This is a genomic window from Rathayibacter sp. AY2B9 (assembly GCF_002931595.1).
In the GTDB taxonomy this organism is placed as follows: Bacteria; Actinomycetota; Actinomycetes; order Actinomycetales; family Microbacteriaceae; genus Rathayibacter.
On sequence record NZ_PSUB01000008.1, the window covers coordinates 46526 to 72900 of the forward strand.

The following is a 26375-nucleotide window of genomic DNA, read 5'->3' on the forward strand; positions in this document are numbered from 1 at the left end:
GTGGCTAGGCCTTCGCCGCGGCGGCGTTGACGGCCTCGACCAGCTGCTCGGGGTCGCTCTTGCCGGCCAGCAGGTCGACGACTCCGACGTTCAGCGCGTTGCCGACGTTGAGGCCGTAGACGGTGTCGAGCCACTGCGAGACGTACGGGGCCGAGTTGTAGGCCTCGAGGATCTGCTGCAGGTACGGCTCGGTGACCGCCTCCTGCGCCACGGTGTTCACCGGGGGCGCGTTGAAGGCCGCGTAGTACTCCTTCTGCACGTCGGAGGTGGCCAGGTAGTTGAGGAAGTCCACGCACTCGTCAGGAGCGCCCGCGGAGCAGGAGTAGCCGTCGACGCCGCCCATGATCGCGCCGGCCTCGCCGTCGCCGCCGTCGATCTCGGGGAAGGGGAACCAGCCCAGGTCGGGCAGCGGCTTCTCGTCGGGGGTGAGGGAGGCGATCACGCCCGGGTCCCACGCGCCCATGAGCTCCATCGACGCCTGGTGGTTGGCGAGGAGTCCGGCCGAGCTGCCCGCGCCCTGCTGGGCGGCGGTGGTGAGGAAGCCCTCGTTGAACGGCTCGGTCGCCGCGAAGTCCTGCAGGTCCTCGCCCGCGCGGACCCAGCAGTCGTCCGAGAAGTCCTTGGTGTCGGCCGCCTCGGCCATGGTGTCGGCGCTGCACTCGCGCAGCGCGAAGAAGTAGTACCAGTGCGCGGCGGGCCAGGCGTCCTTCGCGCCGAGCGCGACGGCCTGGGCTCCGCTGCCCTTGATCTTCGTGATCGCCGAGTCGAGCTCGTCGATGGTCTTCGGGGTCTCGGTGACGCCCGCCGCCGTGAAGACGTCCTGGCTGTAGAACAGGCCGCCCGGGAGGACGGCGACCGGCATCGCCCAGACCTTGTCGTCGAGCGTGTTCGCCGAGAACGAGCCCTCGGGGATCTCGCTGCGCGCCTGGTCCGAGATGCCGTCGGTGAGGTCCTTCAGCTGTCCGCCCGCGACCATGGCGGCGAGCTTGCCGCCTCCGCGCTGGAGGAAGACGTCGGGGGCGTCGCCCGAGTTGAGCGCCGTCTGGAGCTTGCCGTCGAGATCCTCGTTCTGGATGGCCTGCGACTCGATGGTCACTCCGGGGTTCGCGGCCTCGAAGTCCGCGATCGTCTTGTCCCAGAACTCCTGGCCGGGGCCCGTGGTCGAGTTCTGCCAGAGGGTCATCGCGACGGTGCCGTCGCTCGATCCCGAGTCCTGGGCCGAGCAGCCGGTGAGGGCCGCGACCGTGCCGAGCAGGGCTGCTGTCGCCACTGCGATCTTCCTGAACTTCATCGTCCAACCGTTCTCTTCATCGAGGGCGCCGCCTGGTGCACCGGCGCCGTGGGGGTTCCCGCCTTCGCGGGTGGAGTCAGTGTCCGCAGTGCTTGCGAAAGTGGTCAAACGTTTTCGAAATGGTTTTCGAAGCAGGGGTTACAGTCGGCCACATGACCACCCGACCGACCATCCACGACGTCGCCGCTGCCGCCGGCGTCTCGGTGGCGACGGTGTCCAAGGCCGTGAACGGCCGCTACGGCATCGCCCCCTCCACCGCCACCCGCGTGCTCGAGGTCGTGCGCGAGCTCGGCTACGAGTCGAGCCTCGTCGCGAGCAGCATGCGCTCCCGGCGCACGGGCGTGATCGGCGTGCTCGTCGCGGGGTTCGAGCCGTTCAGCGCCGAGATCCTGAAGGGCGTGGGGTCGGTGCTGGCGGAGTCGCGGTTCGACCTGCTCGCCTACTCCGGCTCCCACGAGGGCGAGCAGGAGGGCTGGGAGCGGCGCTCGCTCAGCCGGCTCAGCGGCACCCTCATCGACGGGGCGATCATGGTCACGCCGAGCGTGGTGAGCGCCCCCTCCGACATCCCGCTCGTCGCCGTGGACCCGCACACCGGCCGCGCCGACCTGCCGACCGTCGAGTCCGACAACTTCGGCGGCGCCCTGCTCGCCACCCGCCACCTCGTCACCCTCGGGCACCGCCGCATCGGCTTCGTCGCGGGTCGCGGCGACCTGCGCTCGGCGCGGCTGCGCGAGGCCGGCTACCGGGCGGCGCTGGCGGAGGCCGGCATCGCCTTCGACGAGCGCCTGCTGCGGGTGGGCAACTACCACCGCGACACCGCCCGGCGGCCCGCCTCCTCGCTCCTGTCGCTGCCCGACCGGCCGACCGCGGTCTTCGCCGCCAACGACGTCTCGGCGCTGGCGATCATCGAGACCGCCGCGCACCTGGGCCTCGCCGTGCCCCACGACCTGTCGGTGATCGGCTTCGACGACGTGCCCGAGGCCGCGCGCTTCGATCCGCCGCTGACCACCGTCCGCCAGCCGATGCAGACGCTCGGAGCGACCGCCGCCGAGATGCTGATCGCCCTGATGGCCGGGCGCGAGCCGCGCTCGCTGCACGTGCAGCTGCCGACGCAGCTCGTCCGCCGCGCGACGACGGGACCGCCGGCATGAGCGGCGACGGGACCGCCGGCAGGGGCGACGAGCTGGAGGACGACGGCCCGACCGCGGTGCACGCCGCCCTCTTCGACGCGCTGGAGCTGGTGGACCTGCCCGCGCTCGAGGCGCTGCTCGACGAGCGCTTCGTGATCGAGCACCCGACCGGCCTCGTGCAGTCGCGGGAGGAGTGGCTCGCCGACATCGACGAGGCGCGCAAGGAGTACCACGAGATCGACCACGTCGAGAGCGCCCTCTCGGGCGGCGCCGCGCACCCGGTGCTCACCTCCCGCACCATCACCGAGGCGACCATCGGCCGTCTGCACGCGACCTGGCGGCTCCAGCTGACGAGCCGCCTCGTCCGCCGCGACGAGGGCTGGGTGATCACGCGGACCGTGGTGACGAGCTGGTGAGGCGGGCGGACCGGCGCGTCCGCGGCCGGCTGCAGGCGCGGCGGGCAGGATCGACACCGTGCTCCTCCAGGTCGTGACCCGCTCCGCCCGCCCGGCCGCCGAGATGTTCGACCGGGCGCGCGACATCGACCTGCACACCGCCTCGCAGGCCGGCGCTCGCGAGCGCGCGGTCTCCGGGACGACCACCGGGCTGATCGGCCTGGGCGAGCACGTGACCTGGAGCGCCCGGCACTTCGGCGTCCCGCTCCGGCTGACCAGCACCGTCACCGTGCTCGACGCCCCGCACTCCTTCGTCGACGAGCAGACCCGCGGGCCCTTCGCGACCTTCCGGCACGAGCACCGCTTCGAGTCCGACGGCTCCGGCTCCGGCTCCGTGATGATCGACCGGCTCGAGTACTCCGCGCCGCTCGGCGTCCTCGGGCGGATCGCGGAGCGGCTGGTGCTCGACCGGCACCTGCGGCGGCTGCTGGAGGAGCGCGGCGCGTTCCTCGCCGGGGGCGACCGGTGAGGCTCCTGATCCGGACCCTGCTGACGCTCGTCGCCGTCGCCGGGGTCCTCTCGCTCGCGACGACCTCGGTCCTGTTCGCCCTGTCCTCCCTCGACACCGGCCGGGACCCCGGCGAGCTGCTCCTCCCGCTGGCCCGAGCGCTTCTGGCGACCGCCGTGACGGCGGCTGTCGGCGGGCTCCCCTACTCCGCGGGACGGGGTCGCGCGCCCTGGCCGGTCCTCTGGACCGCTTCTACGGTCTGCATCCTCGCGATCGCCTGGCTCGTGGTCTCGATCGCGGCGTGGACCGATGCGGGCGACGGGACGGACGCTGTCGTCGCGCTGCTGACCGTGGTGCCCGCGGCCTGCTGCTCGATCGCCGCGGTGCCGGTGACCGAGCTCGTCCTCCGAGTGGGAACGCGCAGGATCGACGCCCGCTAGCGGATCCGTCCCCGCCGCTTGACCTTGACGTTGCGTCAACCCGTACCGTCGCTTCCATCGCCGCCGGAGTCCCCGGCGACGCGGAGACGGAGGGCGCTGTGGAGCAGGAGTGGACCGTGCACGAGGTGGCGCGGCTGGCCGGCACGACCAGCCGGACGCTGCGGCACTACGGAGCAGAGGGGCTGCTGCCGCCGAGCCGGGTGGGCGCGAACGGCTACCGCTACTACGACGGCGCCGCGCTCGTGACGCTGCAGCGGATCCTGCTGCTGCGCGACCTCGGTCTCGGGCTGCCCGAGATCGGGCGGATCCTGCGACGCGACGCGGAGCCTGTGGCCGCTCTCGAGCGGCACCTCGACGTGCTCCAGGAGGAGCGCCGACGGCTCGACCGCCGCATCCGGGCGGTCGCCGGGACGATCACCACGATGAGAGAAGGGAACGGGCCGATGGCCGAGGAGATGTTCGACGGGTTCGACCACGCGGAGCACCGCGAGGAGGTGGAGCGCCGCTGGGGTGCCCCGGCGTACGCCGACGGCGACCGCTGGTGGCGCTCGATGGGCGCGGAGGAGCGGGAGCAGTGGCACCGGCGGCAGGCGGATCTCGCCGACGCATGGACCGCCGCGGCGGCGAGCGGGGCGGATCCGACCGGGGAGGAGGCGCTCGCGCTCGCCGAGCGGCACCGCGCCTGGCTCGCCGAGGTGCCGGGCACGCCCCGCGACGCGACCGGCGGCCCGAGCGACGAGTACCTGCTCGGGCTCGGCGAGATGTACGTCGACGACGAGCGGTTCTCGGCGCACTACGGCGGAGTCGCCGGCGCCCGGTTCGTCCGCGACGCGCTGCGGGCACTGGTCGAGCGGCGGGGATGACGGAGGTTCCGTCGGCCGGGCCGGGGCCCCGCTCCGGAACGGCATGATCGCCTCATGGGACGCATCCGATTCAGCAGTCCGGGCTGGGACGAGGACACTGATCGGGGGCCTGCGCCCGACCCCGACCGTGCCCGGTACTCCCGGGACGACGGGGCGAGGTTCACCGCGATCACGCTCACCTGCCTGTCGGTCCTCCCCGCGATCGTCCTCACGGCCGCGTTCCTCCTCGTGCGGCTCCCTCCGCTCGACCGCGACGACCAGCCCGACTGGACGGCGCCGGGCGCGGAGGTCCTGGCTCCGTGGCTGCTGCTGTTCCTGCTCCCGCCGCTGGTCACGGGGCTGCTCTCCGCCTGGTCGGCGGGCGGGACTCCTTCCACGGGTTCCTGCCCTCCGCCGCGGTCTGCCTCGTGGTGATGGCGCCGTTCCTCGGGCTCTCGGCCCTGTCGCTCCTCGGCTAGGCGCGGCCGCCGGGGAGCATCAGCACCGCGCATCCCGCGGTCGCCGCGGCGAGGACGATGCTGATCGGGACGGACCAGCGGGGCCGGTAGGCGCCGATGACGAGGGCGGCGAAGGCGAGGACCGCGCCCACTCCCACGACGGCGGACCACTGGAGGAAGGGCCACGCCGGCCCGGCGAGGCAGTCGACCGGCGGGTCCTGGACCTCGAGGAACGTGCTGCGGTAGGTGCTCGCGCAACCGGCGAGGAGCAGTCCGCTCGCGGCGGCGCCGAGCCCGGCGAGCACGGCGGCGACCACCCCTCCGATCGTCCCGACGAGGGCGAGGAGCGCCGCGACCACGTCCGCGGCGGCCGTTCGATCGGGGCCGCCGGATCGTGCGCCTCTCACGCCTGCAGGATCACCGCGCCGTAGTGCGTGCCCGCGCCCGTGCCCACCAGCAGCACCGACTCCCCCGGCTGCACGCGCGAGCGGTGCAGTGCCAGTGGGATCGCGCTGCCGATCGTGTTGCCGACCTCGCCGAGCGTGATCGTCATCCGGTCGCGGCCCCAGAGGCGGGCCATGCCCTCGAGCCCGGCCGCGCTGGTCTGGTGCGGAACCACGCGGTCGATGCCGGGGAGCCCGGTCGAGAGGCCGGGCCGCACCTCCTCGAGGAACGCCGGGAAGTGCCGCAGCGCGTCGACGAGCAGCGCCTTGCCCTGCATGTCGAAGCGGAAGTCGGCGAGCCGGTCGGGCGCCTCCTCGATGCGGATGCGCGAGCCGAAGCCGCGCAACTGCGCGTGGCGCACACCGCTCGGGCGGGTGCGGAAGTGCGTGGTGACCAGGCCCTGTCCCGGAGTCTCGGCGCGGCCGATCACGACGGCGGCGGCCGCGTCGCCGAAGAGCAGGGCGCTCTCGGGCTGGCCCGGGTCGATGCCGCGGCTGCCGCAGTCGGTCGAGACGATGAGCACGGTGTCGGCGCGACCCGTGGCGAGGAGGAACCCCGCCTCCTGCAGAGCGAAGAGGAACGACAGGCAGGTGGCGCCGACGCTGTACGCCGAGACGTCGTCGAGGCCGAGTCCCGCCGTGAGCAGCGCGCCTCCGTCCGGGATCGCCTGCAGCTGAGTGCCCGAGGCGTTGAGCACCACGTCGACCGTGTCGAGCCCGGCCGCCGCGAGCGCCCGGCGGGCGGCGAGCAGGCCGAGCTCCAGCGGGTCCTCGTCGTCGGTGACCCAGTGACGGGTGCGCACGCCGGAGCGGCGCTCGGCCTCGTCGGCGGGCAGGCCGCAGAGCGCGGCGACCTCGGCGGTCGTGACGATCCGCTCGGGCAGCGCTTCGCCCGTGCCGAGGATGCGGAGCGGGAGGAGGTCGGGCACGCGGGCCCCTTCCTGCCCCGGGACGTGCGGAGCGAATCCCTGTATAGCGCGCCTCTGCACTTCTGCGTGCCGTGTCGGCGCGGTTTGACGGCACGGGCCCCCGCCGACACCATGGTCCCGGAGCGGGGGACGGATGGACGCGCGCGGATTCTGGGTGGTCGTGCCCTTCCTCGACGAGGAGAAGCTGCTCGGCGGCGCCCTCGACGCGCTCGCCCGCCAGACCGATCCGGACTTCACCCTCCTGCTCGTCGACAACGGCAGCACCGACGGCTCGCGCGCCGTGATCGACGAGTTCCGCCGCCGGCGCCCGGAACGGCAGGTCGCCGTGATCGACGAGGCGCAGAAGGGCACGGGAGCCGCCTCCGACACCGGCTTCCGCCACGCGATCGCCGAGGGCGCGACGGCCGTCGCCCGCACCGACGCCGACTGCCTGCCGAGCGCCGACTGGGTGGCGCGCCTCAAGGCCGACCTCCGCGGCGGCGCCCGTTTCGTCGGCGGCCGCCTGTCCCCGCGGCGGGACGAAGCCGTCTACCGCTGGTACGACGGCGTGCTCGGCACCGCGCTGATCCGCCTGATGGAGCACGCGCCGGGCGTCTTCTACCGCCGCCCCGGCCAGCGGTACCGGATGTTCATGGCCGCCGGCTGCAACCTCGCGATCGACGCCGCGCTGTACCTCCAGGTCGACGGCTTCCCGCGCTCGAGCATCGACGACACCGACGAGGACCTCGAGCTGCACCTCAAGGTCTGCCAGGTGATCGGGCGGAGCGAGGCGCTGCTCGACAAGGACGCGGTCGTGCTGATGTCGATCCGGAAGGGCAAGGCGCTCGGGTACCTGGGGATCCTGCTCTGGTACTGGGGCCGCAAGCGCGGGCTGGAGGTCGTCGATGTCCGATGAGCGCCGGCGCCGCGTGCTGATCACCGGGGCGACGGGCTTCCTCGGCGGCTACGCGGTGCGCGAGTTCCTGGCCGCGGGCGACGACGTGCTCGCCACCGGTCGCGCCCCCGAGGCGCTGGCGCGGTTGGAGGAGGAGGGCGCCACGATCCTCCGCGCCGACCTCGCCGAGCTGGGCGCGACGGACGTCGAGGCCGACGTGCTCGTGCACGCCGCGGCGCTCTCGAGCCCGTGGGGCACGTGGAGCGAGTTCGAGCGCGCGAACGTCGCGGGGACCGAGGCGATGATCGCGCTGGCCGAGCGCTGCGGGATCCGCCGCTTCGTCTTCGTCTCGTCGCCGAGCATCTACTCTGCCCGGCGCCACCAGTACCTGGTGCGGGAGGAGGAGGTCGACACCGGCAGCCGGATGAGCCTCTACATCCGCAGCAAGATCGAGGCCGAGAGGCTGCTGCAGGACGCGCACCGCGCCGGCCGGATCCCCGAGCTCGTGATCCTGCGCCCTCGCGGCCTGATCGGCGTCGGCGACCCCAGCCTCCTCCCCCGCTTCGTCGCCGCCAGTCGCCGCCGCGGCATCCCCCTCTTCGACGGCGGCCGGAACCCCGTCGACATCACCTGCGTCGAGAACGCCGCGCACGCGCTGGTGCTCGCCGCCGACGCTCCCGTCGCCGACGGCGGCGTCTACAACATCACCAACGGCGAGCCCGCTCCGCTCGGCGACCTCCTCAAGCGCTTCTTCGCCGCGATGGGCGAGGAGCCGCGCTTCATCCGCGTGGACCTGCGCGTGCTGACCGCGCTCGCCGAGATCCTGGAGCGGGTCTACCGGCTGCTGCCCGGCCGCGAGCCGCCGTTCACCCGCTACACCGTGGCGACCCTCGCCTACGCGCAGACCCTCGACATCTCGCGGGCGCGGACCGAGCTCGGCTACGAGCCGACCGTGCCGCTGGCCGAGGGCATCCGCCGGGTCGGCGAGCACCTGAGGGGGACGCGTGGCTGAGTCGTCGCTGCAGGTGATGGCGTGCGGGAGCACCGTCTTCCCGCTGTCCCGGGTGTTCCGCGGGAAGGGGCTCCCCCGCCGCGTCTTCCCCTCGAACGTCTTCCTCTACACGCACGCGAGCGGCCGACGGGTGCTCGTGGACACGGGCTACCCGCCGACGTTCCGCGGAACGGGCCTCGTCGGACGGCTGTACGAGCGCATCCTGCCCGCGACGGTGCCGGACGACGAGACCGTCGACCAGCGGCTGCTCGCCCTCGGCCTGACCCCGGCCGACGTCGAGTTCGTGGTGCTCACGCACCTGCACCCGGACCACGTGGGCGGCGTGCGCTGGTTCCCGGACGCGACGTTCGTGCTGTCGTCGGGCCAGGTCGCCTCCGTGCGGCGGAACCGCGTGCGCGAGGGGATCTTCCGCGCGCTGCTGCCGCCGTGGTTCGAGGCCGGGATCGTGGCGGACGAGCAGCCCGCGACGACGATCAAGGGGCTGACCGGATTCGACCTGTTCGGCGACGGGTCGCTGCTCGTGGTGCCGCTGCCGGGGCACGCACGCGGTCACCTGGGGGTGCTCGTCGAGGGGCGCGTGCTCGTGGCCGGAGACGCGGCGTGGGGGCGGGAGTTCCTCGGCTGGTCCGGGCGCCTGCGCCGGCTGCCGCGGTTCATCAGCGACGACGCGCGGGCGCACGAGCGGACATCCGAGATGCTGGAGCGTGTGGAGGCGGCGGGGGTGCGGCTGTGCTTCTCGCACGACGCGTATCCGGAGGGGGACGTGGCGCTGGGTGGAGCGGCGGCCAGTGGCGGACAGGACCTCATCGACCTCGACGGTGAGAGCTCCCGTCTCCGCTAGACGGGAGGCGACTCAGGTTCACGGGGTCCTCGGCGGATCAGCCGTTCGAACGTCCCGCGAGAGGCCCCGTCACCGGGCATGTCTTTCGGGACGCCTCGGGCCGCGAGATCTCGAGTTCCGATACTCGACCAGCCGCCGGTTGTCAGCGGGGCAGGTGCTCGTAGGGGACGCGGCGGCTCAGCCAGGCGAGCAGCCCGGCGGCGAGCGCCGCGATCGCGGCGGGGATGAGCAGCAGCCAGAGGGCCGAGGTCACGGCGACGAGGACGAGCGCCGCCGCGGCGACGCCGGCGCCGATCGCGAAGTTCCAGCGCACATCCGTCGCCACTCCGCCCTCGGGACGCGCCCACAGCACGACGAGGGCCGTCGCGATCGGCCCGAGCAGCAGCCCCAGCACGAACCAGCGCCAGCGCGAGCGGCCCTTCTGCTCGGCGAGACCGGCGGTGACGATCGCGAGTCCGAACCAGATCCAACCGGAGTCCTGGGTGAGTGTCATGCGTGGAGCCTAGGGCGCGGGCAGGATCGCCCCGGCGACGTCGCCGCTCGGGAGCGTGGGCCTGTCGCCCGCGTCTCCCGCCCAGCGGTCCCCGGCTCGGCCGCTGACCTGCACCGCTACCCGGGCACCACCACGAAGGCGACTCCGACGACGACGCACAGCACGAGAGCCACCGAGCCGAACCCGATCAGGAGGGCGAACGTCAGCGGACGGGTCTCGCGGAAGCTCATCGTCCCGGGGATCAGCTCGTTGATCTCGGAGGGGCCGAGCGTCTTCTCCGCGACGGGCGGCGCCTCGATCTTCCGCCGACGAGCGGCTCCGGTCAGGCGCGCCCACACGCTCCGGCTACCGGTGTGCACGCCACGCGCCGCCGGTACGAGCGGCGTCGTCACGGCGGCGACGACTGCCCGCAGATCCTCGATCTCCCAGTCCGCCCCGCGGAGCCGCAGCGACCGGGTCCCGTCCGACAGGAACAGGATCAGCGACGGGGGCAGATCGATCCCCTCACTGTTGGGGCCGGCGGGCACCCACGCGAGCAGCGCCTTCACCGACGGGTCGGCGCGGTCGAAGGTCACGACCCTGCCTCGAGCGTCCGTGCACTCGATCGCCCGGTCCGAGATCCGGAGGGACGCGGTGGCGAGGAAGCGCCGGTTGCGGAGCGCCAGCACTCCGACGATCACCAGAGCCACCACGGTGGCGAAGCCGAACAACCCGAGGTAGACGGCCAGCGCTGCCCCGCGGTCGTCGGCGATCACGACGCCCCAGACGCTCCCCGCCAGCAGGACCAGCGCGGGAAGGACGGCGACGGGCCTCAGCCGTCGTGACTCGTTCCTCTGCCGGGCCCTCGAGGGCCGGAACTCGCGAACCGGCTCCGAGCCGTCCGTCCGTCGCCGCTCCATCAGACGGACGCGACGGACGGAGAGCCGGTGCGGACGCGGTTCCGAAGAGGGTCGTCGAGGCTGCGGCGCATGGCGTCAGGGTAGCGGTGGCGTTTGGTCGGGCCGCGCAGGACGTCACTTGACGACAGGTCGACCTCTCCCGGGGTGCCGCTGCCGGGCACGATCATCCGAGCGAGGGCGCGTCCGGGTCGACAGACTGGGCTGGTGTCCTCACCGATGACGATCCGAGCAGTGCCGACCTCGGCCCGCCGTGAAGAGACGCGCCTCAGGTTCCGTCGCGCGGAGATCAGGGGAGCGCGAGTCCTGGCGGCCGTCCCCGGCGATCGGCCTCCTCAGGACGTCGCGTGCAGGACAGCGCACTCGACGCACGCGCGACGCCGGGCGCGGCGGCAGCCCGCCGGGGGCCGAGCGCCCTGACGCGACTCCCGCGCCGCCGGCGACACGACGCCCCCACTCGACGCCCCACGTACCCACTCCAGACAGGACCCGCCATGACCTCCTCCCTCTCCCACCCGGCGAGCCGCTGGGCTCTCGACCACATGCCCCTCACCGCGCAGGCGGTCCGGGAGCTCGCTCCGGCGCTCTCCGGGAAGAAGCTGGCGATCTGCCTCCACGTCGAGCCCAAGACCGCCGCCCTCGTCTCGCTACTCGTCGAGGCCGGGATGGACATCGCTCTGACGGGCTCGCCCGGAACCACGAAGGACGACGTCGCCGACGACCTCCGCGCCCTCGGCGTGCACGTGCACACGAAGCAGAGCGACGGCGAAGCGGAGCACCTCCGCAACATCGAGAAGGTGCTCGAGCACGATCCCGATCTCACCCTCGACAACGGCGCCGACCTGACTCTCCGCCTCATCGACTCGGGCGTCCCGGACCACTACCTCGGCGGCACCGAGGAGACCACCACCGGCGGCCTCCGCCTGCGGGAGAACAGCGCGACTCTCCCGCGACCGGTCGTCGTCATCAACGACTCGCCCCTCAAGCTGATCGTCGAGAACGAGTACGGGGTCGGCCAGAGCGTCGTCCAGGGCTTCATGAACGCCACGAACCTCATGATCCCAGGCACCCGCGCCGCGGTCATCGGCTACGGCCCGTGCGGGCGCGGGGTCGCCGACACCCTCTCGCAGCTCGGAGCGCGGGTCTCCGTCGCGGACGTCGACCCGATCCGCTCGCTGCAGGCGATCCTCCGCGGCCACCGCGTCGGACCCGTCGCCGACGTCCTCTCGGACGCGCAGTTCGTCTTCACCGCTACCGGAGCACCCGGCGTCATCGGCGCGGCGGAGATCGACGCGTTCGCCGACGGCGCCGTGATCGCGGGCGTCGGCCACTTCCCGTGGGAGATCGACGAGGACGCCCTCGCGGCCGCCACGGAGTCGACCACCGAGTTCGCCGACGGCCAGCGCCGGCAGGGCATCCGCCTGAAGAACGGCAAGCGGATCATCCGCCTCGAGAACGGCCGGATGATCAACCTCACCGCGGCCGGCGGCAACCCGATCCAGGCGATGGACCTCGGCCTGACCCTGCAGGCCCGGAGCCTCGCCGCCGTCGTCACCGCGGACCTCGACGCCGCCGTGCAGCCCGTCCCGGCCGACGTCGAGCACCGCATCGCGACCGACCTCGTCGCCCTCCTCAGCCGCTGAGCGGCGAGCGGCGGGTCCTCGGCGGCGATCCGCGGGGCGGCGGCGGCGCACCTCAGAAGACGGCGATCGGATTGACCGGAACGCCGGTGAGCCCGAGCAGGCGCGGTGGGGCCACGCTGAGCAGGAACGACCAGCGGGACAGCTCGGCGCAGACCACGGCGAGCTGCTCCACGTCCGCACTGTCGATGAGGGGCATGCCCAGCCGTGCGAGCGCGACCATGTGCATCGGCATCGGCATCTCGGGATCGTGAGGGGGGAAGCTGTCGCCGACGTCCCCCGCGTAGAGCGCTACGCCCCGCTCGTGCATCCAGGTCACGGCGTCGACGGTCATGCCGGGGGCCTGCTCCTCCGAGTCCCAGGAGAAGCCCCACCCGCTGCGGACGACGAGCGCGTCGCCGGACTGCAGGGGGACGCCTCCCCGGCGCTCGGCCGCGTCGAGGTCGGCGGCGAGGATCGCGTGCGCCGCCGGCAGCCTCCCCTGCGGCGCGAGGTCGAGGAGGACTCCGCGCGTGACGATGCCCTCGGCGAACGAGGAGGTGGATCCGTGCATCACTCCGCCGGCGGTGACGGCTTCGGCGAGAGGCCGGCCCGGGTAGACGACTCCGTCATCGACGGGCAGGTGCGCGAACGCGTCCAGGTGGGTCATCGCCGGGTGGTGCGGAGTCACGATCAGCACCTCGGACATGCCCATCGGAGGGGTACCGGTGTAGAGGAGCGCCTGCTGCACCGGGGGCGACGGCGGAGCGGCGGGCGCGAAGGGGCCGCCCAGCATCGACGCGGGAGCCACGGGGAGGGCGAGCGAGACCCAGCGGCCGGTCCTCACCTCCTCCGCGGCACGTCGCCGTGCGGCGTCGTCGATGAGGGTGAGCGTGCCGAGCTCGTCCTCCGCGCCCCATCGGCCTCGGTCGTCGGGGAGCTGCGTGCCGGTCATGGGATGTCCTGTCGGATCGATGTGGTCCGGGGTGTGGTGCACACTCCAGGGAGGGGACTGCAGAAGCAGGACCCTGCAGGCTAGCTCGTGAAGCAGGTTCCTGTTTCTTTGAATCACCCGGGAGGGATGTCGGCGTGGACGACGACGAGGGACTCGAGGCCGTCCTCGGCTGGAACGCGGTCAAGGTCGCGCGGATCATCGGCGCGCGCATCACCGCCGGGCTCGCGGAGCACGACGTGAGCCTGATGCAGTTCGGCGTCCTCTCCTGCCTCACCGGCGGAGCGCAGCTGACCTCGGCCGAGATCGCCCGCGCGGTCTTCGTCCGCCCGCAGACGATGTCCGAGGTCCTCGACGGCATGGAGCGGCGAGGGCTGATCGAGCGTGTCGGAGTCCGCGGGAAGGGCCGACGCACACCCATCCGTACGACCGCCGACGGGGAGCGCGTCCTCACCGCGGCGCGCGCGGTCGCGCTCGCGACCAACGACCTCAGCGACGTCGGCCTGAGCGCCCCCGCCGCCCAGCAGCTGAACGACCTCCTGCTCACCGTCATCCGGAACGCCGAGGAGCCGACGGGAGCCGGGTTCGGGTCCTGACGAGGTCGAAGCCGGGCTTCGGAGCATCGCCGACGCAGGACCTCGTCCAGACGGTGTTCACAACGAAGGATGGATCTGCTCCAGGACCCCGCGATCCGCGCGGAACGGGCGCCGGAGCCTCATCCCTCCTCCGTCGTGAACAGGATCAGCCGAGCGGGGCCGACGAAGGACGTCCGCCCGGGCGCCCTCTTCCGGACATGGCCGGAAGAGGGCGTTGCCCACGGCGCTCGCAGCTGTCACGGTCGCAGGGCGGCCGACGACGGCCGACCCGACCGGAAGACCCCATGCATCTCCGAAGCATTGTCCGCCCGCTCGCGCTCCTCACCGGCGCCCTCCTCCTCGGGACCGGCCTCGCCGCCCTCGACGGGCCGCTCACCGGCACCGCGGCCGCGGCTCACGCGGCCGACGCTCCCGTCGCGGGCGGGCGCGTCGTGGGCTGGGGATACGACGAGGACGGTCGGACGAGCGCCCCCGAGGATCTGACCGACGCCGTCTCCATCGCGGCCGGCCAGTACTACGGCGTCGCGGCGAGGAGCGACGGCACAGTGGCCGTCTGGGGTGACAATCTCGAGGGCGGCCCCATCCCGGCGGACGACCTCCGCGGCGTCGCGGCCGTCTCCCCCGATCTGGCGCTTCTCGAGGACGGCACCGTCGCGCCGCTCTTCCCCCCGGAGGACCGGTACACCGAGCCGCCGGCGGGGCTGAGCGGCGTCACCGCGATCGACTCGAGCGGCACCCACAGCGTCGCGCTCCGCGACGACGGGACAGTGGCGATCTGGGGATACGACCAAGGGCGAGTGCTGGAGGCGCCTCCCGGTCTGGACGACGTCGTGGCGATCTCCGCCGCGTCCTTCCACACCCTCGCCGTCACGAGCGACGGCAGCGTCGTGAGCTGGGGCTACGACGGCCCCGACGACATCTTCGCGGGCTACTCCGACATCGTCGCGGTCGCGGCGGGACGGACCCACGACCTCGCCGTCCGCGCCGACGGCAGCGTCGTCGCCGAGGGGAGCGACAGGGACGGAGAGAGCGACGTCCCCGCCGGGCTGACCGGTGTCGTCGCGGTCGCCGCCGGGTACGGGCACAGCGTGGCGCTCCGCGAGGACGGCACCGTCGCCGCCTGGGGCGACGACGGTGCCGGCCAGTCCACGGTTCCCGCAGGACTGAAGGGGGTCACCTCGATCGACGCCGGCTACGGCTTCACCCTCGCCACCGGGACCCGTCCCGTCCTCACGGCTGCCGCGCCTCCCACGGCGACGGTCGGCACTCCGTTCTCCTTCGCCTTCGGAGGAGATGCGCGCCTCGCGGACCACACCCTCGCCAGCGGGACGCTCCCGCCCGGACTGACCCTGACTCCCGAGGGGTTCGTGACGGGCACGCCCGCAGAACCCGGAACCTCCGACTTCACCGTCACCGCGACCAACTCCTTCGGAACGACCACCACCGCCTCCCGGCGGATCACCGTCGAGGCCGCCCCGCCTGCACCCGTCGCGCCGACGATCAGCGGAACCGTCGCAGCCGGCGTCGTCGGCTCGGCCTACGACTTCACCTACGCGGTCGCGGGAACTCCGGCGCCCGTCGTGACCGTGTCGTCGGGCGCCCTGCCCCCGGGTCTCACCCTCGATCCGACGGGGCGCCTCACCGGCACTCCGACCAGGACCGGCGCCTACGTCTTCACCGTGCAGGCCGCCAGCACCGCCGGAACCGCGACCGCGCAGAGCACTCTCACCGTGTCCCCTGCGTCCGCGACCGCGAAGGCCGACCTTCGCGTCGACGTCTCCGCTCCGACCACCGCGGTGAAGGGGAGGACGTTCACGTACACGCTCATCACGAGGAACGCCGGACCCTCCACGTCGACGTCCGTCTACTCGAAGGTGATCCTCCCGCCGGGGGTGCGGTTCGTCTCCGCGACGGGGAAGTACACCCGTATCGGCAGCGTCGTGGTCTTCCAGCGCTCCAGCCTCGGCAACGGGCGGACATCCACCGAGAAGATCACCGTCACGGCCGTGAGCGCAGGCACGGGCACAGCGCTCGCAACCACCTTCTCCGTGAGGACTCCGGATCCGTCGATCCGCAGCAACGCCGACACCGCTGCCACCACCGTCCGCTGAGGAGGGTCGGGCGGGCGACGAGACCCTCCCGCCCGTCCTCGGGCATCACGCCGGGCGCAGCCAGTCCGTGATCGCGCCGACGACCTGGTCGAGGTGGGACTCGAGCAGGAAGTGCCCGCCGTCGACGAGCTCGATGCGCGCGTGAGGCGCGTCGCGGAGGAACGCCTGGGCGCCGGCGGGGGCGAAGATCTCGTCGTTCCGGCCCCAGACGGCGAGGACGGGGACTCCGGACTCGCGGATCCACGCCTGCACGGCGGGGTAGAGCTCGCGGTTGGTGGCGTAGTCGCGGAAGAGGGCCAGCTGCACGTCGTCCTGGCCGGGGCGGGCGAGGAGCGCGAGGTCGTGCTCCCAGGCGTCCGGGTCGACGGTGCTGGGATCGGGGACACCGTGGGTGTACTGCCACTCGACGGCCTCCCGGCCGAGAGCCGGCCGGAGTGCGTCGCGCGCCTCGTCGGTCCGCTCGGCGGCGTCGGCCCAGATCGGGTCCCAGAAGCCGGGCACGAAGCCCTCCTCGTAGGCGTTGCCGTTCTGCGAGATCACGGCGACGACCGCGGACGGATCGGCGAGGGCGAGGCGCCAGCCGACGGGGGCGCCGTAGTCCTGGACGTAGATCGTGTACCGGGTCACCCCGATGGTCTCGAGGAAGCGGCCGGTCACCGCGGTCAGGGCCGCGAACGTGTAGTCGAAGTCGTCGACGGAGGGCGCGGACGAGCGTCCGAAGCCGATGTGGTCGGGGGCGATGACGCGGTAGTGGCCGGCGAGGGCGGGGAGGAGGTGGCGGAACATGTGCGAGCTGCTCGGGTACCCGTGCAGCAGCAGGAGGACGGGCGCGTCGACGGGACCGGCCTCCCGCCAGAAGACGTCGAGTCCGTCGACGGACACGGTGCGGTGATGGACGACGACCATGGCTAACCCCTACAAGTAGATTTACTGGTTAGTCGGACGCTAGCATGGATCGAACGGGCCGCACGGCGCGGGAGGACGGGGAACGATGGATCGGGACGAGGAGCTGCTCCTGGCGGTGCTGAACAGCGCGCCGGTGGTGGACGGACGGCCGACGGACGACCTCGGCGACGCGGCCGGTCGCGAGCTCGCCCGGCGGTGGGGCGGAGCCGGCACCGAGGACGAGCTCGAGCGGCTGCGCCGCGCCCGCGACGCGCTCCAGGCGGTCGTGCGCGCGCCCGCGCCCGCGGCCGCCGCGGAGCTCGCGGACCTGGTCGCGCACGCCGTGCGCACCCCGCGCGTCACAGGTGAGGGCGTCGTGTGGGAGCTGAGCGCTCCCGAGCCGGATCGCCTCGCGGTGGAGTCGGTCCTCGCCTGGTCCGCCGTGAACGCCCGCTTCCCCGGGCGGCTCCGCGCCTGCGCGAACGACGAGTGCAACCTCTTCCTCCTCGACCGCAGCCGCCCCGGCACCGCCAAGTGGTGCTCGATGGCGACGTGCGGCAACCGGATGAAGGCCCGCGCGCACGCGAGCCGGTCGCGGGGCTGACGGCGGCCGGGAGTCGCAGCGGCGAACGCTAGGCGCCGCGCAGCCGGGCCGTCGATGCGGACGCCTGCGCTCGAGCCCGTTGCAGGGCCTCCTCGCGTCCGGCCGCGTCGAGGCGGGCGGGACCGTAGGTGACCACCGGGGGCAGGACGTCGTACCCGACGAACTCGAGCATCCCGCGATGGATGTGGAAGAGGAACGACTGCAGGTCGCCGTAGCCGTCGGCGGCGCCGGGCGCGAAGGCCGCCTCGCCGCCGCCCGTCGTCAGCAGGAGCATCGCGCTCCTGCCGCGCAGGCCGCCCTCGGCGAAGACGCCGTGCTCGCCTCCGAACGTCGCGCCCATCACGAAGACCCGGTCGATCCAGCCCTTCATGATCGCCGGCATCGAGAACCACCACTGGGGGAACGAGAGCACCAGGAGATCCGCCTGCAGCAGCTCGTCGAGATCGCTCGTGACGGGCTCCCCGAGCGTCTTCTCGAGGACCGCGGTCATCTGCTGCGCCTGCGGCTTGAAGTAGCCGGAGCCGGCCGCGAACTGGTCGCGGTGCAGCACCGGGTCCCGGCCCTCGGCGTACAGGTCGAGCCGGCGCACCTCCATGCCGTCGGCCCTCAGCTGCTCGAGGACCGCGTCCGCCTGCGCCGAGGAGAAGGACCGCTCCTCGGGATGGGCGTGGACGAGCAGAGCGCGGCGAGCGGGAGAGGCCTCGGAAGCATCGGTCATGCCGCCGATCATATCGACGATTCGCGATACGTCGCTAGATCGAGGCTCCGAGCCGCTTCAGGAGCCCGTCGACGTCGGCGTCGCTCCTCCGGTAGTGGGTGTACTTCCCCACGCGCGTCGAGCGGACGAGGCCCGCGCGCTCCAGGGATCCCATGTACGACGAGATGGTCGACTGCGCGAGACCGCTCTTCGCGGCGAGATGGGTGACGCAGACCCCGAACTCGGCGCGGTCGGCGATCGGCTCGAACTCGCTGAACGACGCCTCGGGAGAGCGGAGCCACTCCATGATCTGCAGTCGCGTGGGATTGCCCAGCGCCTTCAGCACCTCGACCAGTCCCGTGTCCACCGCGCCATTCTCCCCTGCTCGCCGCCCGGGCGCCTCCGAGCCGGAATCACCCTCTGCCCCTACGCACCCCGCTCATGGCAGCAGGATCACCTTGCCGTCGAGCGTCCGGGACTCGGCGAGCTCCATCGCCTCGACGATCCCCGTGAGCGGGAAGCGGGCGGCGATGTTGGCCGTCAGCGAGCCGTCGGCGAGGAGTCCGAGCACGCGGCCGAGGTCCTCCTCGAGCCGCGCACGGAAGCGCGCGGGCCGCATCGAGTGGCCCGCCCAGAGGTCGTAGAAGACCGCGCGCCGGCCGTTGGGGGCCAGCTGGTAGGCCTGGATCCGCGCGAGCTGGCGGAGGAACGGGGGCCAGATGCTCCCGGTGCTCGCGCTGACGATCGCGTAGGCGACGAGGGTGCCGCCGGGCGCGAGCAGCGACCACGCCAGCCGGGTCGTCGCTCCGCCGACGTTGTCGAACACGGCCTGCACTCCGCCGGGAGCGAGCTCGCGCACGCGAGCGGCGAGGTCGGGATCGGCGTAGTCGACGGGCTCCACTCCGGCCGCTCGGAGGGCCTCGTGGTGGCGGGGCGAGGCGGCGCCGATCACGCGGATCCCCTCGAGGCGGGCGAGGCGGTGCACGAGGCCGCCGACTCCGCCGTTCGCGCCGAACAGGAGGATCGTGTCGCCGCGGGAGACCCGGGCCGAGCGGTGCAGCATCTGCCACGCCGTCACTCCGTTGACCACGACGGCCTCGGCGTCCTCCGACGCGACCGCGTCGGGGACGAGAACGCAGTCGCGGGCGGCGACACGGGCGTGCCCGGTCCAGCCGCCGGTCTTGCTGAGCGCGGCGACGCGGCGGCCCTCGAGCGACGCGTCGCCGCCGGGGCCGACCGCGAGGACCCGGCCGACGAGGTCGTAGCCGGGCGTGAAGGGGAACGGCGGCTGGGCGAAGTAGCGGCCGCGGCGCATCGACTGCTCGGCGAACGAGATGCCGGTGGCCTCGACGGCGACGAGCAGCTCGCCGGCCGCGGGCGGCTCGACCGGTGCTTGCTCGAGGAGCAGCCCGGACGGCTCGACGATCCCGGGGAGGACGACGCGGCTGGTGGTGCGGGGAATGGTGGTGGACATGAGGGGCTCCTGGAGGTTGTGGTGAGTGACTGGACAGTCACATCGGCGGGCATGAGGAAGAGGGTGGCGAAGAGGAGGAGGGGAGAAAGAAGAGGAGCAGACGGGAGGACCGCGGACTCAGTCGCGGTGCCGGATGCCGTCGGAGACGATGCGGGCCCACTCGGAGTCGACGCCGCCGAGGTCGGTCTGCACGATCAGGTGGCAGAGCTGCCCGTAGGCGACGAAGCGCTGCACGGCCGGGCCGTCGGCTCCGGAGACGACGGTGACCGTCCGGACGACCGCGGAGATCCCGCGGCGCACCGCCTCGCGGATCTCGGGGACGTCGCACGCGCTCTGCGCCTGCGACTGCAGCATGATCAGGTCGCGGTCGGCGATCAGGTCGATGTAGGCGACGGTCATCGCCTCGAGCCGGTCGGCCGGGTCCGAGGAGGGCGAGGCCTCCCCCGCCGCCGCGAGCGTGGACGCCACCTGCTCGTAGCAGCGGTCGACCGCGGCGACGAAGACGCCGAGCTTGCCCGGGAACAGGCGGAAGACGTAGGCGGGCGAGACGCCGGCCTCGGCCGCGACCTCGGTGATCGGAGTCGCGGCGTAGCCGGTGCGCGCGAACACGTGCAGCGCCGCCGCGGTGATCCGCTCGCGCTGCGCCTCGGCGGTGGAGCGGGTGGAGGGAGAAGGCATGTGACTGATCGAACACTTACTTCGTTCGGTTGTCAAGAGCGACTGCCGGACGGATCGACGCGCGGGCCGGATCCGGAGCCCCAACGACTCCTTCAGCAGTACCGCCGCAGGCCTGCCGGCCAGGAGGGGCGCGCGCCGCTCCGGAGCTCGAGCGCGCCTCCTCCGCCCTGCCGAAAATGGTTCGGCTACCGTCCGTGGCGGGCCGAGTTCCTCGGTCCGCCACCCGAGGAGGGATCGCCCATGCACGATTCGACCGAGGCTGCCGTCGTTAAGAGGGTCCTGGAGGACGAGATCCTCGAGAACTACGCCTCCGTGGTGGACGTGGTCCGGACCTGGATCGAGAGCCCGAACAGCGTCTGCATCGTCTACCGGCGCCGTCTCGACGGCGACCATCTGATCGGTCAGCGCTTCCGCTTCCCACCGCACGCCGCGAACGACGATCCCGTCTCGACGGGAGTCGATGCGGCGCTGAACACGGCCGAGCCCCTCGGCGCGCCCTTGGAACGCGCGCGGCTCGCGGACGGGGTCTTCTGGTTCGCGATACCGCCGACCGACGCACTGCCCGCCATCCCCGACGGGCCGTCAGCACCGAGCCGGGACTGAGCGACGGCGGCGAGCTCGACCGGGCACCCCCTACCCCGCACCCCCACCCCGCCCCTAGGTTGGGGGGACCCGCATCGCCGACCGCGCACCACAGAGTTCCGATGGAGGAACGCCATGGCCACGACACCCGTGCTCCGCAGGATCGCGATCGCGCTGGTCGCGGTCGTCGCAGTGGGAGTGGCGGGTGCCGCACCGGCGTCCGCTCTCGACAGGCCCGTCTCCGGATACCTGAAGGACAGCGGGCTCACGCCCGAGAAGATCCGCGACTTCCTCGGCGGACCCCTCATCTCGCCCTCGACGCAGGTGGGCTACGGCGGAGCGGTCTCGAGCGTCGACGCGAACGCGAGCCGCGTGGGCATGGAGGTGCTGAAGCGCGGCGGCAACGCAGCTGACGCCGCTGTCGCCACAGCCGCGGCCCTCGGCGTGAGCGAGCCCTACAGCGCCGGCATCGGCGGAGGCGGGTACTTCGTCTACTTCGACAAGGCGTCCGGCGAGGTCAGCACCATCGACGGACGCGAGACAGCGCCGGCCGGCATCACCTCGGACGCGTTCCTCGACCCCGCGACCGGAGCCCCGTACCCGTTCACCCCGGACCTCGTCTCCTCCGGCGTCGCGGTCGGCGTGCCCGGCACCGTGGCGACCTGGGACACCGCGGTCGACCGCTTCGGCACCCTGCCGCTCCCCGTCGTGCTGGCGCCCTCGATCGCGCTCGCGGCGAAGGGCTTCCGGGTGGACGAGACCTTCCGCAACCAGACGCTCGACAACCTCGAGCGGTTCCAGGCGTTCCCCGACACGGCCGAGCTCTTCCTCCCCGGTGGGGACGCGCCGAAGGTGGGCAGCACCTTCCGCAACCTCGACCTCGCGAAGACGCTGACCTCCATCGCCGTCCACGGGCCGGACGCGTTCTACGAGGGCGCGCTGGCCGCCGAGATCGCCGACACGGTCCAGAACCCGCGGATCGCCGAGGGGTCGGACCTCCCCGCCCCGGCCGGCACGATGACCGCCGCCGACCTCGCGGCCTACTCGGTCGCCGAGCAGGCGCCGACCCGCGTCTCCTACCGCGGACTCGACGTCTACGGGATGGCACCCTCCTCCTCCGGCGGGATCGCGGTCGGCGAGGCCCTCAACATCCTCGAGAACCACGACCTCGCGGCCGAGGACACGGGCAGCGCCCTGCACCTCTACCTCGAGGCGTCCGCCCGCGCCTTCGCCGACCGGGGCGCCTACGTCGGCGACCCGGCCTTCGTCGACGTGCCCACCGAGACGCTCCTCAGCCAGGAGTTCGCGGACTCGCGGGACTGCACGATCGACCCGGCGACCGCCTCCGTCCGCCCGGTCGCGCCCGGCGCTCTCGACGGCTCGGGATGCGCGACCGCCCCCGCCGCGGAGGAGTCGGACACCGAGAACATCTCCACCACCCACCTCTCGGTCGTCGACAAGTGGGGCAACGCCGCCTCCTACACGCTCACGATCGAGCAGACCGGTGGCTCGGCGATGACCGTCCCCGGCCGCGGCTTCCTCCTCAACAACGAGATGACCGACTTCTCCCCCACCTTCGTCGACGGGGACCCGAACCGGATCGAGCCGGGTAAGCGCCCGCGCTCGTCGATGTCGCCGACGATCGTGCTCGACGGCGGGGACGTGCGGTTCGTCGTCGGCTCGCCGGGCGGATCGACGATCATCACGACGGTCCTGCAGACCCTGGTCAACCGCATCGACCTCGGCATGACGCTCCCCGAGGCGGTGGCAGCGCCCCGCGCCTCCCAGCGCAACGGCGCGACGACCTCGGCCGAGCCCGAGTTCATCGAGGCGTACGCCGACGACCTCGCTCCCTTCGGCCAGCAGCTGGTCCCCTCGGGCGACACCTTCACCTCGGCCGCGCAGATCGGCGCGGTGGCCGCCATCGAGGTCGACCCCTCCGGCCGGATGACTGCGGTCGCCGAACCGGTGCGGCGCGGCGGCGGCGTCGGGCTGGTGGTCCGGCCCGAGAAGTGACGCCCCGGAGCCTCCGCGGCGCGCTGAGAGGGACCGCCGGCCGGCCGCTCCTCTCGCCCGGGAGCGGTCCTCCGCGGGAAGGGGGCGTCTGCGACACTGGGGAGATGTCGTCGTCGCGCCCGCTGCGCACCCTCCGGGGTGTCGTCGCGGCGACGGTGGCGACGCTCGTCGCGCTGTTCTCGCACGTGGCCGGCGGCGGCCAGATCCCGGGTCCGCTCGGTGTCGCGATGCCGCTCGTCCTGTCGGTCCTGGTGTGCGTGGCGCTCGCCGGGCGCAGGCTCTCCCTGGTCCGCCTGGCGGTCTCGGTGGGAGTCAGCCAGTTCCTGTTCCACACGCTCTTCACGATCGGGACCTTCACGGGGCCGGTCGATGCGCCGATGGTGCACGCGCACCACGGTGCCGTGATCGACGTCAGCGCGGCGATGATGCACAGCGGGATGACCGGCTCCTCGATGTGGGCGGCGCACCTCGTCGCCGCCGTCGCGACGACCGCGGCGCTCCACCGCGGCGAGTCCCTCCTCGTCCGAGTCGCCGCGACGACGAGCCACCTCGTCACCCGCCTGGTGCGGGTCCTGCCGACTCCGGTGGCCGCTCCTCGACCCGCGCGACGCTCCTCCTTCGAGCTGCGCGACGTGCTCCCCCTCGCCTCGGGCGTCTTCCCCCAGGCGGCGCTGCGGCGCGGCCCCCCTCTGCAGCCCGCCTCCTGATCATCGACGCGAGCCGCGGCGAGGACCTCCCCGGAGGTCCCCGCGGCGTCTGACCGACCCGTCTCCTCCCCCGCAGGGGTCTCCGAGGGACGCCGGCCGGTCGGCGTCTCGGCGACTCCTCCCGGACGGATCGTCCTGGCCCGGCGCTCCTGCGCGCCGGCGGAGGGGTCTGTGGAGCGTCCCCTCGGGGACGCCCGTGAAGGGAGCCACGCCTGTGGCACAACCACCGACACCGGTCGACGACGACCTCCTCCCGCCTCAGCGGCCGCTCGCCGCTCCTCTCCGCGAGGCGGAGGCGTCCCTCCTGCTCGCGATACCGGCGGCGGTCGCCGTCGCCCTGCTGGGCCTGTCGTACACCGGGGCGTTCTCAGTGGCGACGCGGCTGATCGACCCCGGCGACCTGGTGACGCGGGGCCTGCCGATCGCGCGGGTCCTGCACGACTCCGCCGCGTCGCTGACCATCGGCCTGCTCACCGCGGCCACCTTCCTGCTGCCCGGGCAGCGCATCGCGCCGGGCGTCGTCTCGTACTCGCAGAACCGCGCCCTGCGCTGGGCGACCTGGTCGGCCGCGGTCTGGGTGGCGTCCGCGATCGCTGTCCTCGTGTTCACGGCGGCGAACACCATCGGGCAGCCGCTGGACGCGCCGGGCTTCCGGACGCAGCTCGTCTTCTACGCCACGCGGATCGAGCTGGGGCAGACGCTCGTGGCCTCGACGGTGTGCGCGACGGCCGTCCTCCTCCTCACTCTGTTCTCGCGGCGGCTGGCCTGGGTGGCGGCGGCGACCGCGATCGCGGTGCTGGCCCTGCTCCCCCTCTCGCTCTCCGGGCACGCCGCCGGCGCCGACGAGCACGCGAACGCGGTGAACAGCCTGGCCGTGCACCTGATCGGAGTGACAGCCTGGGCCGGCGGGCTCGCCGCGGTGATCCTGCTGCGGCGGACCGTCGGCGCCCAGCTCGGCGTGGTCGTCGCGCGCTACTCCGTGCTGGCCGGCTGGGCGTTCGGGGCCGTCGCCTTCTCGGGTCTGGTGAACGCGTCGCTCCGGATCGAGGACCTCGGCGACCTGGGCGCGCCCTACGGGCAGCTGCTGATCGTCAAGGCCGTCGCGCTGCTCGCCCTCGGCGGCGCGGGCCTCGGGCACCGGCTGCGGCTGATTCCGCGGCTGCGCGCCGACCCGGCCGACCGCCGCGCGTTCGTCGCGGTCGCGGTCGGCGAGGTGGTGGTGATGGCGCTGACCATCGGCGTCTCGGTGGCGCTCTCGAACAGCGCGCCGCCGGTCTCGCAGGACCCGATCAGCGGAGACGTCCGGCGCAGTCTGCTCGGCTTCCGCTACCCGCCCGAGGTCACGCCCGAGCGGATGCTCGACCAGTGGCACCTCGACGCCGTCTGGCTCGGGATCGCGGTCGTCGGCGCCGCCCTCTACGTGTCGGCGGTCCTGAGGCTGCGGCGCCGCGGCGACGCCTGGCCGCTCGGGCGCACCGCCGCCTGGGTGGCCGGCTGCTTGGCCCTCGCCTACACGACCAGCGGCGGCCCGGCCGTGTACGGGCAGGTGCACTTCAGCACCCACATGATCCAGCACATGCTGCTGATGATGGTCGTGCCGCCGCTGCTCGTGCTCGGCGGACCGGTGCTGCTCGCTCTGCGGGTGCTGCCGGTGCGCCGCGACGGCGGGCGCGGGCTGCGCGAGTGGATCCTCGCCGTCGTGCACTCCCGCTACCTCGCCGTGCTGTCGCGGGCGCCCGTCGCCGCCGTGCTCTTCGCCGGCAGCCTGGTCGTCTTCTACTACACCGGCTGGTTCGAGTGGGCGATGTTCAGCCACCAGGGCCACGTCCTGATGACCCTGCACTTCCTCGCCACGGGCTATCTCTTCTTCTGGGTCCTGATCGGCGTCGACCCCGGCCCGAACCGGCCCGGCCACGTGCTGAGGCTGCTGGTGATGCTCGCGACGCTGGCGTTCCACGCCTTCTTCGGCCTGGCGATCATGTCGCAGACCACCGTGCTGGCCGCGTCCTGGTGGACCGCGCTCGGGTACACCGACACGGAGGCGCTGCTCGCCGACCAGGGCGTCGGCGGAGGGATCGCCTGGTCGGCGGGCGAGATCCCGATGGTGCTGATCGCCCTCGTCGTGGTCGCGCAGTGGGTGCGCTCGGAGGAGCGGACCGCGAAGCGCTACGACCGGCGCGCCGACCGCGACGGCGAGGCCGAGCTCACCGCCTACAACGACCGCCTGAACCGGCTCGACAGCCGGAGCACTCCCCGTCCGACCACCACGAAGGAGACCGACCGATGACCTCTCGACCCCTGCGACGGCTTCCCGCCGCGCTGGCAGCCCTCGCCCTGGCGGGCGTCCTGATCGGGACGGCCGGGCCCGTCCAGGCGCACGACCAGCTGATCAGCAGCACTCCCGGCTCCGGTGAGCACTTCACGAACTCGCCCGCGGAGGTGACGCTGACGTACTCCGAGGACGTCCTCACGATCGGCGCGCTGGTCCTCGTCACCGACATGGACGGCATAGACCACGTGTCCGGCCCGGTCGAGCTGACCGACTCGACGGTCACCGCTCCGCTCGAGGCGGCGCTTCCGGGCGGCTCCTACGACCTCAAGTGGCGGGTGGTCTCCGCCGACGGCCACCCGATCGCGGGCGTCGTCCCCTTCACCGTCGGCGACGGCGCCTCGGCGCAGGCCGCGGCCGTGGCGGAATCCACCCCGACCGTCGAGCCGACCGTCGTCGCAGCCGCCTCCTCGCAGGCCCCGCCGGACGTCCTCCGACCGGTCCTCATCGGTCTGACCGGCGCGGTCCTCGCCGTCGCGGCCTTCCTCCTGATCACCCGCCGCCGCGGGCGGCCCTCGACCACCACCGAAGACCGGACGTCGTCGTGACCGCCGACGTCCTCCACCCACCGCA

The 26375-nt window shown here is 73.1% G+C and carries 29 protein-coding genes; 18 read left to right on the forward strand and 11 right to left on the reverse strand.

The window, feature by feature from the left end:
- Nucleotides 1-4: 4 nt before the first annotated feature.
- Complete coding sequence (locus C5C25_RS09295) at nucleotides 5-1291, reverse strand: ABC transporter substrate-binding protein (RefSeq protein WP_104250419.1); 1287 nt, start codon at nucleotides 1289-1291, stop codon at nucleotides 5-7.
- Nucleotides 1292-1443: 152 nt separating this feature from the next.
- Here C5C25_RS09295 and C5C25_RS09300 point away from each other — a divergent pair, with 152 nt between their 5' ends.
- The 6 genes from C5C25_RS09300 to C5C25_RS09325 all read left to right on the forward strand — a co-directional run bounded on the left by C5C25_RS09300 (nucleotide 1444) and on the right by C5C25_RS09325 (nucleotide 5041).
- A complete protein-coding gene (locus C5C25_RS09300) occupies nucleotides 1444-2442 on the forward strand; it encodes a LacI family DNA-binding transcriptional regulator (protein ID WP_104250420.1) in 999 nt (332 codons plus the stop codon).
- A complete protein-coding gene (locus C5C25_RS09305; protein WP_104234103.1) occupies nucleotides 2439-2837 on the forward strand; it encodes a nuclear transport factor 2 family protein in 399 nt (132 codons plus the stop codon). Before C5C25_RS09300 ends, C5C25_RS09305 begins: the two co-directional genes overlap by 4 nt.
- A 58-nt stretch (nucleotides 2838-2895) precedes the next feature.
- Nucleotides 2896-3345, forward strand: coding sequence for an SRPBCC family protein (locus tag C5C25_RS09310; protein WP_308470796.1), 450 nt, complete (start codon nucleotides 2896-2898; stop codon nucleotides 3343-3345).
- Complete coding sequence (locus C5C25_RS09315) at nucleotides 3342-3764, forward strand: hypothetical protein (protein ID WP_104250421.1); 423 nt, start codon at nucleotides 3342-3344, stop codon at nucleotides 3762-3764. The genes C5C25_RS09310 and C5C25_RS09315 overlap by 4 nt, the downstream gene beginning before the upstream one ends.
- A 98-nt stretch (nucleotides 3765-3862) precedes the next feature.
- Entirely contained in the window at nucleotides 3863-4627 is a 765-nt protein-coding gene (locus C5C25_RS09320) for a TipAS antibiotic-recognition domain-containing protein (RefSeq protein ID WP_104250422.1), read from the forward strand.
- A gap of 54 nt (nucleotides 4628-4681) precedes the next feature.
- Complete coding sequence (locus C5C25_RS09325; RefSeq protein ID WP_104250423.1) at nucleotides 4682-5041, forward strand: hypothetical protein; 360 nt, start codon at nucleotides 4682-4684, stop codon at nucleotides 5039-5041.
- A gap of 40 nt (nucleotides 5042-5081) precedes the next feature.
- Here C5C25_RS09325 and C5C25_RS09330 read toward each other — a convergent pair whose 3' ends face one another.
- Nucleotides 5082-5471, reverse strand: a complete 390-nt coding sequence (locus C5C25_RS09330; protein WP_146079462.1) for a hypothetical protein — start codon at nucleotides 5469-5471, stop codon at nucleotides 5082-5084.
- Entirely contained in the window at nucleotides 5468-6436 is a 969-nt protein-coding gene (locus tag C5C25_RS09335; protein ID WP_104250425.1) for a 3-oxoacyl-ACP synthase III family protein, read from the reverse strand. The genes C5C25_RS09330 and C5C25_RS09335 overlap by 4 nt, the downstream gene beginning before the upstream one ends.
- A gap of 133 nt (nucleotides 6437-6569) precedes the next feature.
- Here C5C25_RS09335 and C5C25_RS09340 point away from each other — a divergent pair, with 133 nt between their 5' ends.
- From C5C25_RS09340 to C5C25_RS09350, 3 genes are read left to right on the forward strand one after another with little or no spacing between them, the layout of a single operon-like run.
- On the forward strand, nucleotides 6570-7331 hold the full coding sequence (locus C5C25_RS09340) for a glycosyltransferase (protein WP_104250426.1): 762 nt from the start codon (nucleotides 6570-6572) through the stop codon (nucleotides 7329-7331).
- A complete protein-coding gene (locus tag C5C25_RS09345; RefSeq protein ID WP_104250427.1) occupies nucleotides 7321-8322 on the forward strand; it encodes an NAD(P)-dependent oxidoreductase in 1002 nt (333 codons plus the stop codon). Before C5C25_RS09340 ends, C5C25_RS09345 begins: the two co-directional genes overlap by 11 nt.
- The gene (locus tag C5C25_RS09350) at nucleotides 8315-9163 is read left to right on the forward strand and encodes an MBL fold metallo-hydrolase (protein ID WP_104250428.1); all 849 of its coding nucleotides are present in this window, start codon (nucleotides 8315-8317) and stop codon (nucleotides 9161-9163) included. The genes C5C25_RS09345 and C5C25_RS09350 overlap by 8 nt, the downstream gene beginning before the upstream one ends.
- A 142-nt stretch (nucleotides 9164-9305) precedes the next feature.
- On the opposite strand, the gene C5C25_RS09355 is transcribed toward C5C25_RS09350, so the two are convergent.
- Complete coding sequence (locus C5C25_RS09355; protein WP_104226336.1) at nucleotides 9306-9656, reverse strand: hypothetical protein; 351 nt, start codon at nucleotides 9654-9656, stop codon at nucleotides 9306-9308.
- A gap of 116 nt (nucleotides 9657-9772) precedes the next feature.
- On the reverse strand, nucleotides 9773-10555 hold the full coding sequence (locus tag C5C25_RS09360) for a hypothetical protein (RefSeq protein WP_181133676.1): 783 nt from the start codon (nucleotides 10553-10555) through the stop codon (nucleotides 9773-9775).
- Between the two features lie 491 nt (nucleotides 10556-11046).
- Between C5C25_RS09360 and C5C25_RS09365 the strand changes: the two genes are divergently transcribed.
- Complete coding sequence (locus tag C5C25_RS09365; protein ID WP_104250430.1) at nucleotides 11047-12195, forward strand: adenosylhomocysteinase; 1149 nt, start codon at nucleotides 11047-11049, stop codon at nucleotides 12193-12195.
- Nucleotides 12196-12247: 52 nt separating this feature from the next.
- Here the strand turns inward: C5C25_RS09365 and C5C25_RS09370 are convergent, their stop codons facing one another.
- Entirely contained in the window at nucleotides 12248-13126 is an 879-nt protein-coding gene (locus C5C25_RS09370; protein WP_104250431.1) for a cyclase family protein, read from the reverse strand.
- A 134-nt stretch (nucleotides 13127-13260) separates the two neighbouring features.
- On the opposite strand from C5C25_RS09370, the gene C5C25_RS09375 reads away from it, so the two are divergent.
- Complete coding sequence (locus tag C5C25_RS09375; protein WP_219814398.1) at nucleotides 13261-13719, forward strand: MarR family winged helix-turn-helix transcriptional regulator; 459 nt, start codon at nucleotides 13261-13263, stop codon at nucleotides 13717-13719.
- A gap of 284 nt (nucleotides 13720-14003) precedes the next feature.
- Entirely contained in the window at nucleotides 14004-15830 is a 1827-nt protein-coding gene (locus C5C25_RS09380) for a putative Ig domain-containing protein (protein WP_104250432.1), read from the forward strand.
- Between the two features lie 45 nt (nucleotides 15831-15875).
- On the opposite strand, the gene C5C25_RS09385 is transcribed toward C5C25_RS09380, so the two are convergent.
- Nucleotides 15876-16736, reverse strand: a complete 861-nt coding sequence (locus C5C25_RS09385) for an alpha/beta fold hydrolase (RefSeq protein ID WP_104250433.1) — start codon at nucleotides 16734-16736, stop codon at nucleotides 15876-15878.
- 85 nt (nucleotides 16737-16821) lie between these two features.
- Between C5C25_RS09385 and C5C25_RS09390 the strand changes: the two genes are divergently transcribed.
- The gene (locus C5C25_RS09390; protein WP_104250434.1) at nucleotides 16822-17319 is read left to right on the forward strand and encodes a CGNR zinc finger domain-containing protein; all 498 of its coding nucleotides are present in this window, start codon (nucleotides 16822-16824) and stop codon (nucleotides 17317-17319) included.
- Between the two features lie 28 nt (nucleotides 17320-17347).
- On the opposite strand, the gene C5C25_RS09395 is transcribed toward C5C25_RS09390, so the two are convergent.
- The 4 genes from C5C25_RS09395 to C5C25_RS09410 all read right to left on the reverse strand — a co-directional run bounded on the left by C5C25_RS09395 (nucleotide 17348) and on the right by C5C25_RS09410 (nucleotide 20168).
- Nucleotides 17348-18037 carry an NAD(P)H-dependent oxidoreductase gene (locus tag C5C25_RS09395; RefSeq protein ID WP_104250509.1) on the reverse strand — a complete coding sequence of 230 codons (690 nt, stop codon included), beginning with the start codon at nucleotides 18035-18037 and terminating at the stop codon, nucleotides 17348-17350.
- A gap of 34 nt (nucleotides 18038-18071) precedes the next feature.
- The gene (locus C5C25_RS09400) at nucleotides 18072-18383 is read right to left on the reverse strand and encodes a helix-turn-helix transcriptional regulator (RefSeq protein WP_244230566.1); all 312 of its coding nucleotides are present in this window, start codon (nucleotides 18381-18383) and stop codon (nucleotides 18072-18074) included.
- Between the two features lie 72 nt (nucleotides 18384-18455).
- Nucleotides 18456-19490: a medium chain dehydrogenase/reductase family protein gene (locus C5C25_RS09405; RefSeq protein WP_104250435.1), complete on the reverse strand. Its 1035-nt coding sequence runs from the start codon at nucleotides 19488-19490 to the stop codon at nucleotides 18456-18458.
- 117 nt (nucleotides 19491-19607) lie between these two features.
- A complete protein-coding gene (locus C5C25_RS09410) occupies nucleotides 19608-20168 on the reverse strand; it encodes a TetR/AcrR family transcriptional regulator (protein ID WP_104250436.1) in 561 nt (186 codons plus the stop codon).
- A 240-nt stretch (nucleotides 20169-20408) separates the two neighbouring features.
- Between C5C25_RS09410 and C5C25_RS09415 the strand changes: the two genes are divergently transcribed.
- The 5 genes from C5C25_RS09415 to C5C25_RS09435 all read left to right on the forward strand — a co-directional run bounded on the left by C5C25_RS09415 (nucleotide 20409) and on the right by C5C25_RS09435 (nucleotide 26350).
- A complete protein-coding gene (locus C5C25_RS09415) occupies nucleotides 20409-20771 on the forward strand; it encodes a hypothetical protein (RefSeq protein WP_104224922.1) in 363 nt (120 codons plus the stop codon).
- Nucleotides 20772-20885: 114 nt separating this feature from the next.
- Nucleotides 20886-22766, forward strand: coding sequence for a gamma-glutamyltransferase (gene ggt, locus C5C25_RS09420; RefSeq protein WP_104250437.1), 1881 nt, complete (start codon nucleotides 20886-20888; stop codon nucleotides 22764-22766).
- 104 nt (nucleotides 22767-22870) lie between these two features.
- Nucleotides 22871-23473, forward strand: a complete 603-nt coding sequence (locus C5C25_RS09425; protein WP_104250438.1) for a hypothetical protein — start codon at nucleotides 22871-22873, stop codon at nucleotides 23471-23473.
- A 214-nt stretch (nucleotides 23474-23687) separates the two neighbouring features.
- Entirely contained in the window at nucleotides 23688-25760 is a 2073-nt protein-coding gene (locus tag C5C25_RS09430) for a cytochrome c oxidase assembly protein (RefSeq protein WP_258069379.1), read from the forward strand.
- On the forward strand, nucleotides 25757-26350 hold the full coding sequence (locus tag C5C25_RS09435) for a copper resistance protein CopC (protein ID WP_104250440.1): 594 nt from the start codon (nucleotides 25757-25759) through the stop codon (nucleotides 26348-26350). The genes C5C25_RS09430 and C5C25_RS09435 overlap by 4 nt, the downstream gene beginning before the upstream one ends.
- The last annotated feature ends 25 nt before the right edge of the window (nucleotides 26351-26375 follow it).